The following is a 15575-nucleotide window of genomic DNA, read 5'->3' as shown; positions in this document are numbered from 1 at the left end:
CCGACGGCGGCCGCTGCGGGTCGCCGGGATCATTGGCGTCAGTCCTCTGTCGTCGCTCTGCTGTGCCCTGCACAGGCGGCGTCACTCTGGCATCCACCTGCACCGTCGTGCAAGGCATTTCGGTTCCGGTGCTACCGCCCGGGCCGGGCAAGCGGGTTGGGCAGCGGGATGTAGGTGGAGTCGCCGCCGTCCGCGTCGAGCCAGCGCAGCAGCAGGTTGGTCTTGGCCGGGATGTGCGGGACCGCGACGAGGTCTTCGTACTCGGACAGGAGCTGACGGGCCGTCGGCCACAGCTCGGGGGCGAGCTGCGGGTGGCGCGAGGCGATCGCTCCGGCCATCTCCGTCAGGTTGTTGACGACCAGGCAGTACAGCAGCCGGTCCCTGCCGTACTCGGGGCTCACCCCCGGGTCGGGGACCTCGGGACCGAAGCGGGTCAGCCGGGAGGCGTGGCGGTCGGTGGTGAGCTTGACGCCTTCATGGTCCCGGAACAGCACCTGTCCAGGGAGCCCGGCCGCGTCGACGGCGACCAGGACGTTCTGCAGATGGCACTCCAGCACGACGCCATGGTCACGCAGCGCGTCCAGCGCGGGCGGGGCCAGGAGTTCGACGTAGCGGCACCACCAGGCGAGCGCCTGGTCGGCGGGGAGCCGGTCGAGCGGGTTGCCGTCGAAGCCCTCGCTCACGCCCGCCGCGAGCAGCGGCGTCAGTCCGGGTGCGACGCGGCGCGCGAAGCCCTCTCGTTGCAGGACCGCGTAGGCCTCCCAGCCCTCCTCGCCGTGCCCGGCGAGGGTGCGGTAGCCCTGGTCGGCGAAGACCAGCGAGGAGAGAGCGGGCGGCAGCGCCGCCAACACCTCCTCCACAGGCTGCAACCAGCGCAGGTCGCGCAGCCAGAGGCGGCGGATGTCGTTGGTGATCCGCACCTCCAGGCTGAACTTCAGCGACAGGTCGGCGTCGGGCAGGTAGACCGTGCGGAGCGAGGAGGTCGCCCAGGCCTTCTCCTCGGTCCGGCCAAGGTCGCGGATTCGGCCGTCGGCAAGGGCGGTGAGCGTCTCCGGGGCCAGCGTCGGGTGGCTGCACAGGAGTTCGAGCTGCCACGGATGGGCGGGCAGCACCCGGTAGCCGGGGGGTGCGGCGTCGCCCCAGAGCGCGTCGATCGCGCCGGTCGCGCCCTCTCCGCCGAGAAGGTCCTCGCGCACCCCGAGCAGGGTCAGCGGGTACCGGGCGCCCGCCTCGGCCGCGTACGGCAGCCAGCTCTCCGGCACCGCGCCGCCGCGCGTCTTGGGCGCGGGGTGGTAGCGGTGCCCGGCCAACAGCGCCTGCTCGGAGCGGAGGTAGAGATCGGCGACGACCTTCTCGTCCCTGGCGGCGGCCTCCGCGCGGGCAGCGAGCAGCGCCGCGACGACGTCCCGGCTGTCGCGCATCTCCGCGCCGAGGGTGGCGTTGTCCACGCCGGTCCGGGCGCGCGCCTCCTCCTCGGCCAGCTCGACCAGGGCGTCGAACCCGTCGAGGGTCAGTCCGTCCACGGCGAGCGGCGGCTGCGGCCAACGTCCGGCGCCCGTGGTGAGGGTGCGACCGGTCCCGGTCAGGCGGTAGCCGGACGCGGCACCGGGGCGGGGCTCGGTCAGCTCCCTGACGAGGCAGTTGAGCAGCGCCGTGGCCGCCGTCGCCTCCTCCGGGCGCCAACCCGCCCAGCCGTCGCCGCCGTGGTCACCGGCGTCGACACTCTGGCCGGCCGCGTCGCGTCGGTGCTGCACGACCGCTTCCGTCCCGGAGATCCCGTCCATGCCCGCCTCCGCACCCGTACCCCGCCCGTTGGGACGGTTTGTCCCATCGGTGACGGCAGAGAATGATCTGTCCAGACGCATCCTCTCCCAGTCCGGGGTACCTCAACGTCATGCGCGCAACAGACAGTCCGGGGCCGCGTCCCGCGGAGGCCGCGTTCGCGGCCGAGCTGCACCGGGTCCGCCCGGAGTTGGACGCGGGCTTCGCCGCCGAGCTCCCGGGTGCCCGCGCGGCCGTGCTCGCCCGGCTGTGGCGGGCGCTGCATCTGGAACCGCTGCCGCTCTCCCCCGTCGACCGGCCACGGCTGTCCGGTCCCGACCGCCGCGCGTACGACATCGGCGCGCCGGATCCCGGCTACGCGGTCCGTCTGGGCACCACCGCGTACACGCACCCGGCTGCCCTGCTGGAGGCAGTACGGCTGCCCGGGGCGGACGCGCTTCTCGGCGAGATCGAGCACAGCGTGGTCTCGCTGGCGCTCTCCCGCGCAGGCGCGCGGGCGCACAGCGAACGAAAGCCGATCAGTTCGACCAATTCGATCGGACCGATCGGACCGATCGGACCGATCGATTCCGCGGGCGCCGGACTGATCGCTGCCGAGCGTTCGATCGTCGACGGTCATCCGTACCATCCGTGCTGCCGCAGCAGGCCCGGCTTCTCCGTCGCGGACCAGCTCGCCTACGCGCCGGAGCACGGTGCCGACGTCGAGTTGGAGCTGATCGCTGTGCCGGAGCAGGACGCTCTGCTGGTCGGGGCCTGGCCCGAAGCCCTGCGCGATCGCCCCTCCGGCACGCTGCTGCTTCCGGCCCACCCGTGGCAGGCCAGGACGGTGCTGCACCCGCTCGGCTTCGCCCCGAGCGGTCGCCGCCTGACCGCCGCGCCGCTGATGTCGGTGCGCACCCTCGCGCCGCTCGCCGCAGGCCCGCACCTCAAGACCTCGCTGTCACTGCGCATGACCTCCTCGATCCGCGACATCTCCGGCGGGTCGGTACGCAACGCGCTCGCCGTGTCCGGTCTGCTCGACGCCGTGGTCGGCCGACTCGGCGGCAGCCTGCGGATCACCCGCAACCTGGCGTCCTGCGCCGCTCTGCTGGACGCCGAGCCCGCCCCCGAGCTGGCGGTGATCGTCCGTCAGTCCCCGGCTGAAGGCCTGCGCGACGGCGAGCGGGTGCTGCCGCTGGCCGCGTTGGCGGAGCGTCCGCCGGCGGACGTCGATCCGGCCGAGTGGCTGGCCGCCTTCGCCCGGCTCACCTGGCCCGCGCTGCTCCGCCTGCTGGACTGGGGCGTCGCCCTTGAGGCGCACGGCCAGAACCTGCTCGTGGTGCTGGACCGGTCCGACCGGCCACGGCGTCTGGTCTACCGGGACCTCGCCGACATCCGGGTCAGCCCGGCCCGCCTCGCCCGCGCCGGGATCGACCACCCGCCCGTCACCGGGCACGTGGTCAGCGACGATCCGGTGGAGCTGCGGCGCAAGCTGTTCGGCTCACTGGTCGGCGGGGCCTTCGGCGGCCTGGTGTCCGGCTTCGGGGGCGGAGACCGGTCGGTGGAGGCCCGGCTCTGGCACACGGTCGCCGCCGAGGCACGGGCAGCCGCGACGCAGGTACTGCACGACCCCGCCGACCGCCGCGCCCTGCTGCACGAGCCACTGCCGCTCAAGGCACTCACGCTGATGCGGCTCGACGGGGCGACCCCGGGCGACCGATGGACCACCGCGGACAACCCGCTCGCCCCCTCCGGTGGACAGCCGCAGAGCTGGTAAGGCTACCCTTGCCTCCGTGAGCATGTGTACGACCGCGTCCAGGGAGCTGACTGAGCCCCTCGCCGGCACCGCGCCCCGGGCCACCACCTGGCTGCTGATCGAGCAGTCGGGCCCGTGGGGACCCCGCGCGCTCACCGAGAGCCACTTCCACCCGGAGCTCGGCCACGAGCTGCTGCAGTTGACGAAGGGCACCGGCGTCGAGATCGCCCTGATCCGCCGCCCGGGACGCCACGCGGACTGCCCGCCGTCCAAGGCCCACACGGTTTTCCTCGCCCACACCGCCCCCGGTGGCTCCTGGGTCCGCGAGGCGAACCTGGACGACCCGCACGTGCTGCGCGCGCTCGACTTCGCCGCGGTGGGCGCGGGCGAGCACGGCGGTTTCGGCACCGCGTACGAGGGCGACCCGCTCGCTCTCGTCTGCACCAACGGCCGCCGTGACCGCTGCTGCGCCCTCCTCGGCCGCCCGCTCGCGGCGGAGCTGGCCGCCTCCGGCCACGCGCAGGTCTGGGAGGTCACCCACCTGGGCGGCCACCGCTTCTCCCCCACCATGCTGGTGCTGCCCTACGGCTACACCTACGGCCGCCTCTCCACTCACACCGCCAAGGAGGTGCTGGAGGCGACCCGCTCCGGCTCGGTCGTCGCGGAGTGGTGCCGCGGCCGTTCCTTCTGGGAACGCCCGGGCCAGGCAGCGGAGCTGACTGTTCGTCAGAACTACGGCGTGGAGGACGCGGACGCGCTGACGGTCGTTCAGCAGCCGGTCTCCGACGGCACGACGAAGGACGCAGACCTGGACGCCTGGACCGTCCGCGTCAGCCACACCGACGGCCGCGCCTGGGACGCTCTCGTCCACCGCGTGGCCTCCGAGCCGGCCCGGCCGGAGAGCTGCCTGAAGGCCCCGACGAACCCCGACCGCTACGACGTGGTCAACCTCACACCTGTGCGCTGACCGGTAGTTGCACCTTCAGGGGCGCGAGGCTCTGCTTGATCAACTGCGCGCGCGAACAACCATCGTGCGCGAATGGCCCTGGACGCTCGGTGCTCTACCTGCGTGGGTGGCTCGGCGCGCCCAGGCGGCGGAGCCGCGCATCAGCAGAGCCCCGCGCCCCCCAGGTAGTGCAACCGACTCCCTCGTGGAACAGCCTCACGCCGTCGCGCGGTAGCGGTGTTCCGGGCGGCCCGTCGTGCCGTAGCGCAGCTCCAGGCGGGCCTGGCCCTCCTTGACCAGGTACGACAGGTACCGCTGCGCCGTCGCCCGGGACACCCCGGTCAGCTCCGCGACCTCCGCCGCGGAAAGGTCGCGGCGCGCGGTCCGCATCGCGTCGCGGACCAGCGCGAGGGTCGGCGCGGAATGGCCCTTGGCCGGGACCGAAGGGAGCGGTGCCGAACGGCCGACGCTGAAGAGGGCGTCCACGTCCGCCTGGTCCGTCTCACCGGCGTCGCCCAGCGCGGCCATCCGCTGCCGCAGCTCGGCATACGCCCCCAGCCGCTGCTCGAGCGCGGCGAAGCCGAACGGCTTGACCAGGTAGCCGACCGCGCCGAGCTGCATTGCCTCACGCACCGAGCTGACGTCGCGAGCCGCCGTGATCATGATCGCGTCCGGACGCCCGTACCCCGCGTCCGCCTCAGCCCCCTCCGCCCCGAGGTCCCCGAGGTCCCCCGTGCGCGCCATGCCCGCGGCGCCCCCGACGCCCGCCACGCCCGCGACACCCGCCGCCGCAGCAGGAGCCGCCGTCGCCGCCAGGCGGCGCAGCACGTCGAGACCGGTGCCGTCCGGCAGGTAGACGTCGAGCAGCAGCAGGTCCGGGCGCAGGCCGCGGACCGCGTCCAGCGCCGCCGCGACCGTGGCGACCTGGCCGACCACCTCGAAGCCCGGCACCTTGGCGACATATGCGGCGTGGATGCCGCTCACCCGGAAGTCGTCGTCAACGACGAGGGTTCTGATCACCAGCGCTTCCCTCCTCCGTCGAGCGGGTCGAACGCGAGCACCGGCGGTGCCGCGGTGAAGACGGCCCCGAGTGGGGCCGGGTCGTTGTCGGGCAACGGCAGCACGACGGTGAAGACCGCGCCCGGACCGTGGCTCACGTCGATCGTCCCACCATGCCGGGTGACCAGGCGATGCACCATCGCCAGGCCGAGGCCGCGTCGGGCGGTGCCCCGGTCGGGGCGGGTCGAGAAGCCGTCCTCGAAGATGTGCGCCACGGCCTCCTCCGGCACACCGGGACCGGAGTCGGCGACCCGGACCTTGATCGCCTTCTCCGTCTCCGCGATCAGCAGCCGGACCTCTGCCGGGTGGCTGGCAGCCGTCGCGTCGACCGCGTTGTCGAGCAGGTTGCCGACGACCGTCAGCAGTCGGCGCAGATGGCCGGGCTCGGCGCCCAGCTTGGAGGCCGGGTCGAGGACGATCTCGACGCCGCGTTCGGCGGCGACCGTGCACTTGGCCACGAGCAGGCCGACCATCAGCGAGTTGCCGATCCGCTCGCGCACCTCCTCGGCCCGGGAGCGGTCGGCCGAGGCCAGCTCGACGGCGTAGTCGAGCGCCTCCTGCTGCTCGCCGAGCTCCAGCAGCCCGGCGAGGGTGTGCATCCGGTTGGCGAACTCGTGCTGCTGGGCGCGGAGCGCGTCGGTCAGGCCGCGGACCGAGTCGAGCTCGCGCAGCATGCCGACTAGCTCCGTGCGGTCCCGGACCGTCACCACCGCGCCGAGCGCGCGGCCGTGCAGCACCACCGGCATCCGATTGACGGCCAGGCAGTGGCTGTCGGTGAGGACGTGGATCTCGTCCGGCCCGAGGTCCCCGGCCAGCGCCCGGCGCAGTCTGCCGTCGGGCAGCAGGTCCTCCAGCCGCGAACCCAGGGCGGTGCCGAGGCCCAGCAGCCGTCGGGCCTCGTCGTTGACGACGCTGACCCGCCCGCTCGGGTCGAAGGCGAGCACGCCCTCGCGGATGCCGTGCAGCATCGCCTCCCGGTCCTGGAGCAGCCCGGCGATCTCCTCCAGCTCCAGCCCGAAGGTGCTGCGCTTGAGTCGCCAGGCCAGGACGTAGGAGGCCAGCACGCCGACGCCCAGCGCGGCACCGATGTAGAGGGCGAAGATCGAGAGCTCACCGATCAGCTGCTTGACGACCTGGTTGTCGGCGATGCCGACGGAGACCTCGCCGATGATGTGGCGGCCGGTGCTGTCCTTGAGGGGCACGCGCGCGTTGGCGGACCGGCCGGTGGAACCGGGGTCGATCCGGAAGTGGGTCTGCCCGTCCAGAGCGACGATGGGCTCGGTGACCCGCTGCCCGATCAGCGACGGGAACGGGTGCGAGTGGCGCACGCCCCTGCTGTCGATCACGACGACGAAGCTGGCGCCGGAGGCGAGCGCGATCCGCTGGGCGACCTGCTGGACCACACCGCCCGGTCCCCCGTGCGGGTCGCCCGCGGTCATCGCCGCCACGATCTGCGGATCCGTGGCTGCGATGTCGGCGATCGACGCGGCCCGATGCTCGCTCAGTGAGTCGATCTCGTCACGCTGCGCGAAGCCCAGCAGCACGAAACCGATCACGCTGGTCACGGCCAGGATCAGCAACGAGCCCACCAGGATGCGGGTGGAGAGCCTGCGTCGTGAGAACAAGTCGGCCTCCACCGGGTGATCCAGGGGCGAAAGCCCCGTTGCCACGCCCGCGTCCCGGCGATTGTGCCTGGTGAGGACGGCTTTGCCTACCCCTGTCTCGCTGCGCAGAATGAGCAGAACGCCAAGAAATGCGGGAAATGGCGAAGAACCCTCCCACGCCCCGCCCGAGGACTACGCTGGTAATCAGCCCCCGGGCGCGCCTCCCCCGTCGCGCCCGGGGGTCCTGTGTTTTCTCACCCGGGCCACCCCCGCTACGCCGCTCCCGCGCCGGTGAGCGCGCGCACCTCCAGCTCGGCGTAGGCGTCGGGGTCGGCATGCCTCCGCGAGGTGACCGTGCCGAGCCAGCCGAAGAGGAAGCCGCACGGCACCGAGACCAGGCCGGGGTTCTGCAGCGGGAACCAGTCGAAGTGCGCGGTGGGGAAGATCGCCGCCGCGTTACCCGAGACCACCGGCGAGATGACCACCAGCGCCAGGCACGGGATCAGCCCGCCGTAGATCGCCCAGGTCGCGCCGCGCGTGGTGAACCGGTGCCAGAAGAGGTTGAAGATCAGCGCCGGCAGGTTGGCCGAGGCGGCGACCGCGAAGGCGATGCCGACCAGCACCGCCACGTTCAGCTTCTGTGCGTACAGGCTGAGGACGATGGCGAGCGCGCCGATCACGACGGCGGCGATCCGGGCGACGACGACCTCCTGGTGCTCGCTCGGCTGTGGCTCCCCGGGGTGACGGAAGGCGCGCGCCCACAGGTCATGGGCGAAGGACGTCGAGGACGCCAGGGTCAGCCCGGCGACCACCGCGAGGATCGTCGCGAAGGCGACGGCCGAGGTCAGCGCGAGGAGAACCGTTCCTCCCATGGCGCCGGCCAGCTGCGGCACCGCCGTGTTCCCGGCGGCGTTCGCGGCGCGCAGCGCGGGACCACCGATCACCGCGGCAGCGCCGAGGCCGAGCACGATGGTCATCAGGTAGAAGCTGCCGACCAGGCCGATCGCCCAGATCGCCGAGCGCCTGGCGGCGCGTGCCGTCGGGACCGTGTAGAACCGGGCCAGGATGTGCGGCAGCCCGCCCGTGCCCAGGACCAGGGCCAGGCCGAGACTGATGAAGTCGAGCTGGTCGGTGAGGCTGTGCCCGAAGTGCAGCCCCGGCAGGAGGTACGCGCTGCCCTGGCCGCTGTCGTGCGCGGCGGAGCGCATCAGCGTACCGAGGTCGCCGTGGAAGCGGACCAGCACCAGCACCGTCAGCAGAAGCGTTCCGCCAAGCAGCAGCACACACTTGACGATCTGGATCCAGGTGGTGGCCTTCATCCCGCCGACGGTCACGTAGACCACCATCAGGACCCCGATCCCGACGATCGACCAGTCCCGGGACGCCGCGGAGTGCAGGTGCAGCAGCAGCGCGACCAGGCTGCCCGCCCCGACCATCTGTCCGAGCAGGTAGAAGAGCGAGACCACGATCGACGAGATCCCCGCCGCCGCCCGGACCGGCCGCTGCCGCATCCGCAGCGAGAGCACGTCCGCCAGCGTGTACCGGCCGCAGTTCCGGACCAGCTCGGCCACCAGCATCAGCACCAGGAGCCAGCCGACCAGGAACCCGATCGTGTAGAGCAGGCCGTCGTAGCCGTAGAGCGCGATCAGGCCGGTCACGCCGAGGAAGGAGGCCGCCGACATGTAGTCACCGCTGATGGCGAAACCGTTCTGCAGAGGGCTGAACTCCCGTCCCCCGGCGTAGAAGTCCTCCGCGGCGCGGCTGCGGCGACCGGCCCAGAGGGTGATGCCCAACGTCACCAGGACGACGAGCACGAAGAGGCTTGCGGCCATGGTCAATCCCCCTTCGGAGGACGCGCGCACGCCGTGGGGGCGGTAGACCCGGTGGGCGGCGTCACCGGAGTCGGTCCTGGGTCTCCCAGCGGAGGCCGAGCGCGGCACGATCACGGTGGTTGCGGGCGTGCCGGGCGTAGAGCCAGGTGAGCAGGAAGGTGCTGACGAACTGGAGCAGGCCCAGCAACCAGGCGGTGTTGAGCGGCCCGGCGATCGGACGCGCCATCAGCTGCGGTGCGGTGACGGCCAGCACGACGTAGAGCAGGTACCAGAGCAGGAACGCGAGCGTCGCGGGGAAGACGAAGCGGCGGTACCGGGTGCGGATCGCCCGGAACTCGGCGCTGTCGTGGGCCGCGCGGTAGACGGCGGCGGCCTCGGCCCGGCCCGGAACGTCCCCCTCGGCAGGCTCGGCGAGGGCGACGGGCTCGACGGGTTCGACGGGTTCGGCCCAGGCAGCACGTTCGGCGCGGGCGTCGTGCGCCTGCCGCGCCTGCTGCTTCCCCCGGGCCTCGGGCGTCGCCGCCCACCAGTCGAAACCTCCCCCGCGGTGCTCCGGCTCGGACTCGTCCGGCGGCTCCTCGGGAGGGACGGGCTCCTCGGGAGGGGCGGGCTCCTGCGCGAGGTCAGGCGGGACGCGCTCGGCGTCATCAGTGGAGGCAGCCGGATCGGCGCGATCGGCTTGTGCGGCCGACTCACGTTCGGCCAGTTCTTGAGGACTCACGCCACAAGAATGGGCAGCCGAACGCGGTTGCGTGGTCCGGTGTACGGACGTTCACCCCATCAGGTGATGAAGCCCGTGTTCGTATGCGTAACCCACCGCCTGGGCCCGGTCGCGCACGCCGGTCTTGGCGAAGAGGTTGTTGATATGGGTCTTCACCGTCGCCATGCTGACGAACAGTCGGGCCGCGATCTCGGCGTTGGAGAGCCCGGCCGCGATCAGTCCCAGGACCTCCGCCTCACGCGCCGTCAGCCCGTCGGGGAGCGAGGCCGGTTGGGTGCCGCGCTGAGTCTGCGGCTGTGTTGACGCTGCGTCAGGAGCGGACGCCGGGCCCGTCGTCGACGAACCCGTCGTCGGCGAACCCGTCGTCGGCGGGCCCATGGGGGCGGCAGTCGCAGCGTCGTCCGGTGTGGAGAGCCGCTCCAGCAGCCGCGCCTGGATCTGCGGCGAGAGACCCGCCGCCCCCGAGCGGACGTCCTTGATCGCGCGGGCGATCTCCTCGCTGCCCGCGTCCTTCGTCAGATAGCCCCGCGCACCCGCCTGGAGAGCCGGGAAGAGCGAGTCGTCGTCCGCGTACGTGGTCAGCACGATCACCGCGGTCTGCGGGTGCTCGGCCCGGATCCGGCGGGTGGCCTCGACCCCGTCCATCCGCGGCATCCGCAGGTCCATCAGCACGACCTCGGGGGTGTGCTCCGCCACCAGGGCGACCGCCTCCTCGCCGTCGGCCGCCGCTGCCACGACGTCGATCCCGGGCAGCAACCCCAGCAGCATGACGATGCCCTCGCGCACGACCTGTTGGTCGTCCGCGACCACGACCCTGACCGGCTGACTCTCCATCTGCCCCATCGTAAACGGACCGTGTGAACGAATCGCGTGAACAGCCGCTGAAGGCAGCGGTCAGCACGGAACCCGCAGCAGGACCCGGAACCCGCCCGGAACAGGCCCTGCCTCCAGCTCCCCGCCCAGCAGTTCCGCGCGTTCGCGCATGCCCAGCAGCCCCAGCCCGCTGCCGGACCCCGCCAGCTCCGACGCAAGCTCGGAGCTCATCACCCCGTCGACCGTCCCACCGGCCGCGAACTCCCCGCGCCCCGGACGGCGCAGGTTCACCACCTCGAGTTCGACCATATCCTCCAGGTACGACAACCGGACCGAGCAGCGTGAACCGGGCGCGTGCTTCCGCACGTTGGTCAGCGCCTCCTGCGCGGTGCGCCGCACGGCGACGCCGGCCTCGGCGGTGAGCGGTCGCGGCGTGCCGACCACCTCCAGCTGGGCGGACTCCTCCTTGGTCAGCTTGGCCAGGAACTCGCCCACGGGGGTGAACTCACCGCGCAGCGCGGAGAGCGAGGCCCGGGTCTCCAGCAGGCCGTCCTGGGCCATCCGCCGTGCGGCGACGATCCGTTCACGCACCTGGTCGCGCTCCGCGCCGCTGTCCAGCATCAGCCGTGCCGCCTCCAGGTGCACCAGCTGGGCTGAGAGACTGTGTGCCAGCACGTCGTGGATCTCGCGGGCGATCCTGCTCCGTTCGGCCAGTGCCGCCGACTCCGCCTCGACGGTGCGCAGCGCGCGCTCCTGGGCGAGCGTGCGCTGGGTCTGCGCCCGGGCCTCCCAGTCCTGCCGGGTGACGTAACCGAGCACGCCGAGGCCGAAGACGGTGATCAGGTTGCCCCAGCTCGAGTACCCGAGAGGGGCGACCACGACGAAGATCGACCCGCCCAGGATCACGATCGGCGCGGCGAAGATCAACGGCAGCTGCTGCACCGACCGGATCGCGATGATGCACATCGTCACCAGCCCCAGAACGGGCGCCCCGTCGACGGAGAGGACGATCGCCTGTGCCAAGGTGACGGCGAGACAGATCAGCGTCCCCGCCGCGTTCCTGCGCTTGGCGAACTGGACCGCGCCCCAGAAGCCCAGGCCACCGGCCAGTATCACCAGGACGATGGTGACGACCCTGGCGGCCGTCATCGGCTCGACCGGGTTCCGGAAGGTGAACCAGAGCGCGAACCCGAAACCCAGGAGGCGCGCGCCGACCCCCACTGTGCGGCGACCCGTGGCGAGGCCCTCGCGGGAGATCGCCTCCCGTGAGGGCCAGTCGGTCCAGCTTTCCACGTCAGGTGTCCTGTTCTCCGTGGCGTCGGCGGTCCGGGCTCGGGGAGTCCGGGCCTCGACGGTCCGGCCGTCGGCGGTCCGGGCGTCGAGGGGCCGGGCCTTGGACGTCCGGACTGCGGACGCCCACCGGGATCCCCAGGCCCGTGCCGCGACCGGGGCGGTCACAGCGCCGCGACGGGGCTACCGTACGCCGCGCCGAACTCCCGGGACCGCCAGGTCACCACCATGCCACGGACCAGCAGCAGCGCAGCCAGCGACAGCAGGATCCCGGCCTGTCCCTGCGAGACGCCGAACGCGGCGGCCCCGGCGAAGAGGGCGATCCGGACGACCACCATGCCGATCCAGGCGAAGAAGCTGGCCTTGGTGCCCTTGGCCCAGATCGACCCGTCGGCGTCGCGCCAGATCCGGGTGGTGAAGCCCCAGGCGGCGCCCATACCGATCTCCAGCACCACGCCGACGATCAGGAAGCCCGCCGACAGCGCCCGGTGGTGGGGGTCGAGCAGGTGCGGGTCCCGCAGGGCCATGTAGGCCAGGACGGCCGGGATGATCAGCAGCTTGCGCGGGTTGCTGTTCACCAGCCGGGGCTGGAACTGGCGGAACAGCACGAAGCCGACCACCGCGATGATCACGACAACGTTCGCAAGGGCGGGCATCTCACGTCTCCTGTCCGGCGGCTGCGGGTGGGTCCCGCTGACACCTCCGAAACTACGGATCACCGGCCCGTCGGACCTCGGCGCAGGGATGGAGACGGGGGTGGAGAAGCGGCGTCGGCCGCCTCTCCACCCCCGGGTGGACGTGGGATCGCGTCCCCACCCGCTCCTGCTCAGACGTCGATGCGGGAGCGGTCCAGCAGCGCGGCGGAGTCGACGATGAACTCCTTGCGGGGCGCGACGTCGTTGCCCATGAGCAGGTCGAAGGTCTTCTCCGCCGCGTCCAGGTCGCCGAGGTTGATCCGGCGCAGGATGCGGTGGCGCGGGTCCATGGTCGTCTCGGCCAGCTGGTCGGCGTCCATCTCGCCCAGACCCTTGTAGCGCTGGATCGGCTCCTTCCAGCGCTGACCCTTGCGCTGCAGCTCCAGCGAGGTGTTCCGCAGCTCGTTGTCGGAGTACGTGTAGACGTACTTCTCCTGGCCCTTGCGCGGGTTGATCAGTTCGAGCCGGTGCAGCGGCGGCACCGCCGCGAACACCCGCCCGGCCTCGACCATCGGCCGCATGTAACGGTGCATCAGGGTGAGCAGCAGCGTGCGGATGTGCGAGCCGTCGACGTCGGCGTCGGCCATCATGATGACCTTGCCGTAGCGCGCCTGGTCGATGTCGAAGGTGCGGCCCGAGCCGGCCCCTATGACCTGGATGATCGCCGCACACTCGGCGTTCTTGAGCATGTCGGAGACGGACGCCTTCTGCACGTTCAGGATCTTGCCGCGGATCGGCAGCAGCGCCTGGAACTCCGAGTTCCGGGCGACCTTCGCGGTGCCGAGCGCCGAGTCCCCCTCGACGATGAACAGCTCGCTGCGGTCCACGTCGTCGCTGCGGCAGTCCGCCAGCTTGGCGGGCAGCGACGAGGTCTCCAGCGCCGTCTTCCGGCGCTGCGCGTCCTTGTGCTGACGCGCCGCCACACGCGTCCGCGCTGCGGCAACGACCTTCTCCATCACCGTGCGGGCCTGGGCCTTGGCGTCCCGCTTGGTGGAGGTCAGGAACTCCTTCAGCTCCTTGGCCACCACGGCGGCGACGATCCGCTGCGCGGCAGAGGTGCCGAGCACCTCCTTGGTCTGCCCCTCGAACTGCGGCTCCGCCAGCCGCACGGTGACCACGGTGGTCAGGCCCTCGAGGACGTCGTCCTTGACGACGTCGTCCTCGGCGACACGCAGCAGCTTGGCGGCCCGGAGCGCCTCGTTGAACGTCTTGGTGATCGACCGCTCGAACCCGGCCACGTGGGTGCCGCCCTTGGGGGTGGCGATGATGTTCACGAACGAGCGCATGGTGGTGTCGTAACCCGTGCCCCAGCGCAGCGCGATCTCGACGCCGAGCTCGCGCACGACCTCCGTCGGGGTCATGTGGCCCAGGTCGTCCAGGACCGGCACGGTCTCCTTGAACGTACCGTGACCACTCAGCCGCAGCGTGTCACAGACCGGCTTGTCCGGAGCCAGGAACTCGCAGAACTCCGTGATGCCGCCCTCGAAGTGGAACACCTGCTCGTCGACCGGCGCACCGTCGACCGCCCGGTCGTCCCGGACCACGATGGTCAGCCCGGGCACCAGGAAGGCCGTCTGCCGCGCCCGGCTGTACAGGTTCTCCAGCGAGAGCTTGGCGTCCTTGAGGAAGATCTGCCGGTCCGCCCAGTAGCGGATCCGCGTGCCGGTGCGACCGCGCGGCACCTTCTTGGCCTTGGTCAGACCGTTGGCCGGGGTGAAGTCGACGTCGGGGCCGTCGCCCTTGAACTCGCCCGGGGTGCCCCGCCGGAAGCTGATCGCATGGGTGTGGCCACCGCGGTCCACCTCGACGTCCAGGCGCGCCGACAGCGCGTTCACCACGGAGGCGCCGACGCCGTGCAGACCACCGGAGGCGGCGTACGAGCCGCCGCCGAACTTGCCGCCGGCATGCAGCTTGGTCATCACGACCTCGACGCCGGACAGCCCCGTCTTGGGCTCGATGTCGACCGGGATGCCTCGACCATTGTCACGGACCTCGACCGAACCGTCGGCGTGCAGCAGCACCTCGATCCGGTCACAGACACCGGCCAGCGCCTCGTCGACCGAGTTGTCGATGATCTCCCACAGGCAGTGCATCAGGCCCCGGCTGTCGGTCGACCCGATGTACATGCCGGGGCGCTTCCGGACCGCCTCCAGGCCCTCGAGAACGAGGAGGTGCCGCGCGGTGTAGTTGGACCCGTCCTTCTGAGCGCTGGCGGGCAAGGTGGGTTCGGCGGTCACGCGCGTGGTGCTCCTCTACTCTGCGTCTTCTTTTTTCGACTTCTGCTGGCTGCGAACAAAGACACATTCCCTGGCTTCCACCGGGTGTGCCAAGGCACCATGGCAACAATGCTGCCGGAGTGCAGGCTACCGGTGCGTGGGCTGGGGCTATTGCGTCCCACTCGTCGTGGCTTATGCTACGCGCACCTCGCACGAGCGTTCGATAACACGTTCGAGTGAAGCAAAGGTCACTGACGGCGGCAGGCATGAACCGTTCGCGCTCCGGGCACGTCCTCCACTACAACAACGCAACACGAGACAGCATCACCACCGACGACCGCCGTCTCCACCCGCCAAGCCCCGGAACCACCGCTCGCGAAAAAGAAAGACCGAGCGGGAACGAATCCAGACTGGTTGGATGTTGACCCTGGTAAGACAGCTCGTCGAGCTAGAGAAGAGGCGACGTGACTACTAACGTTCTCACCCCCGTGACCCCGCTGACCGCTGCCGACCGCTGCGACCGCTGCGGCGCCCAGGCGTACCTCCGGGTCGTGCTGGCATCCGGCGGCGAGCTGCTCTTCTGCGCTCACCACGGCCGTAAGTTCGAGCCGGAGCTGAAGAAGATCGCCGCTGAGATACAGGACGAGAGCGGTCGCCTCACGTCCACCCCGGCGACTGCAGGAGCCGACGAGCACTGAGGTGATCCCGGTCACCTGACGACGAGCTGAACAGAGCTGTCCGAAACAGTGGGGGGGGGGGCCCCCGCCCCCCCCCCCCCGGGGGGGGGCCCCCCCCCCCCCCGCCCCCCCCCCCCCCCCCGGGCGGGCCCGACCCCCCCCACCCCCACCGACGACCCCGGGGGCGGGTTGGGAACGCGCGCCG

12 protein-coding genes are annotated in these 15575 nt (G+C 71.7%); 3 read left to right on the top strand and 9 right to left on the bottom strand.

From position 1 onward, the window contains the following. Positions 1 to 131: 131 nt before the first annotated feature. Positions 132 to 1784: an IucA/IucC family protein gene (locus tag ABH940_RS09370; protein ID WP_370068372.1), complete on the bottom strand. Its 1653-nt coding sequence runs from the start codon at positions 1782 to 1784 to the stop codon at positions 132 to 134. A 110-nt stretch (positions 1785 to 1894) separates the two neighbouring features. Here ABH940_RS09370 and ABH940_RS09365 point away from each other — a divergent pair, with 110 nt between their 5' ends. Further along, complete coding sequence (locus ABH940_RS09365) at positions 1895 to 3538, top strand: IucA/IucC family protein (protein WP_370068370.1); 1644 nt, start codon at positions 1895 to 1897, stop codon at positions 3536 to 3538. Positions 3539 to 3554: 16 nt separating this feature from the next. Beyond that, positions 3555 to 4484, top strand: coding sequence for a sucrase ferredoxin (locus ABH940_RS09360; protein ID WP_370068368.1), 930 nt, complete (start codon positions 3555 to 3557; stop codon positions 4482 to 4484). Between the two features lie 195 nt (positions 4485 to 4679). Here the strand turns inward: ABH940_RS09360 and ABH940_RS09355 are convergent, their stop codons facing one another. The 8 genes from ABH940_RS09355 to ABH940_RS09320 form a co-directional block, all read right to left on the bottom strand. Next, a complete protein-coding gene (locus ABH940_RS09355) occupies positions 4680 to 5483 on the bottom strand; it encodes a response regulator (protein WP_370068366.1) in 804 nt (267 codons plus the stop codon). Next, on the bottom strand, positions 5480 to 7159 hold the full coding sequence (locus tag ABH940_RS09350) for an ATP-binding protein (RefSeq protein ID WP_370068364.1): 1680 nt from the start codon (positions 7157 to 7159) through the stop codon (positions 5480 to 5482). The genes ABH940_RS09355 and ABH940_RS09350 overlap by 4 nt, the downstream gene beginning before the upstream one ends. A 239-nt stretch (positions 7160 to 7398) precedes the next feature. Next, positions 7399 to 8958, bottom strand: coding sequence for a cation acetate symporter (locus ABH940_RS09345; RefSeq protein WP_370105035.1), 1560 nt, complete (start codon positions 8956 to 8958; stop codon positions 7399 to 7401). Between the two features lie 61 nt (positions 8959 to 9019). Continuing rightward, positions 9020 to 9679 (bottom strand): DUF485 domain-containing protein, encoded by a 660-nt coding sequence (locus ABH940_RS09340; protein ID WP_370068360.1) that lies wholly within the window; start codon positions 9677 to 9679, stop codon positions 9020 to 9022. 51 nt (positions 9680 to 9730) lie between these two features. Continuing rightward, the gene (locus tag ABH940_RS09335; protein WP_370105034.1) at positions 9731 to 10513 is read right to left on the bottom strand and encodes a response regulator; all 783 of its coding nucleotides are present in this window, start codon (positions 10511 to 10513) and stop codon (positions 9731 to 9733) included. Between the two features lie 60 nt (positions 10514 to 10573). Next, positions 10574 to 11785: a sensor histidine kinase gene (locus tag ABH940_RS09330; protein WP_370068356.1), complete on the bottom strand. Its 1212-nt coding sequence runs from the start codon at positions 11783 to 11785 to the stop codon at positions 10574 to 10576. Between the two features lie 161 nt (positions 11786 to 11946). Beyond that, positions 11947 to 12438 (bottom strand): DUF1453 domain-containing protein, encoded by a 492-nt coding sequence (locus ABH940_RS09325; RefSeq protein ID WP_370068354.1) that lies wholly within the window; start codon positions 12436 to 12438, stop codon positions 11947 to 11949. 170 nt (positions 12439 to 12608) lie between these two features. After that, a complete protein-coding gene (locus ABH940_RS09320) occupies positions 12609 to 14714 on the bottom strand; it encodes a type IIA DNA topoisomerase subunit B (protein WP_370105033.1) in 2106 nt (701 codons plus the stop codon). A 443-nt stretch (positions 14715 to 15157) separates the two neighbouring features. Here ABH940_RS09320 and ABH940_RS09315 point away from each other — a divergent pair, with 443 nt between their 5' ends. Then, entirely contained in the window at positions 15158 to 15391 is a 234-nt protein-coding gene (locus tag ABH940_RS09315) for a hypothetical protein (protein ID WP_370068350.1), read from the top strand. The last annotated feature ends 184 nt before the right edge of the window (positions 15392 to 15575 follow it).

Source organism: Streptacidiphilus sp. BW17, assembly GCF_041262485.1.
GTDB lineage: Bacteria > Actinomycetota > Actinomycetes > Streptomycetales > Streptomycetaceae > Streptacidiphilus.
This window is presented reverse-complemented; position numbering and strand designations above follow the sequence as displayed.

What these genes read in the sequence shown, in the direction of transcription:
- ABH940_RS09370 (WP_370068372.1), bottom strand. Translation starts at nt 1,784, where the DNA reads ATGGACGGGATCTCCGGGACGGAAGCGGTCGTGCAGCACCGACGCGAC.
- ABH940_RS09365 (WP_370068370.1), top strand. Translation starts at nt 1,895, where the DNA reads ATGCGCGCAACAGACAGTCCGGGGCCGCGTCCCGCGGAGGCCGCGTTC.
- ABH940_RS09345 (WP_370105035.1), bottom strand. Translation starts at nt 8,958, where the DNA reads ATGGCCGCAAGCCTCTTCGTGCTCGTCGTCCTGGTGACGTTGGGCATC.
- ABH940_RS09335 (WP_370105034.1), bottom strand. Translation starts at nt 10,513, where the DNA reads ATGGAGAGTCAGCCGGTCAGGGTCGTGGTCGCGGACGACCAACAGGTC.
- ABH940_RS09325 (WP_370068354.1), bottom strand. Translation starts at nt 12,438, where the DNA reads ATGCCCGCCCTTGCGAACGTTGTCGTGATCATCGCGGTGGTCGGCTTC.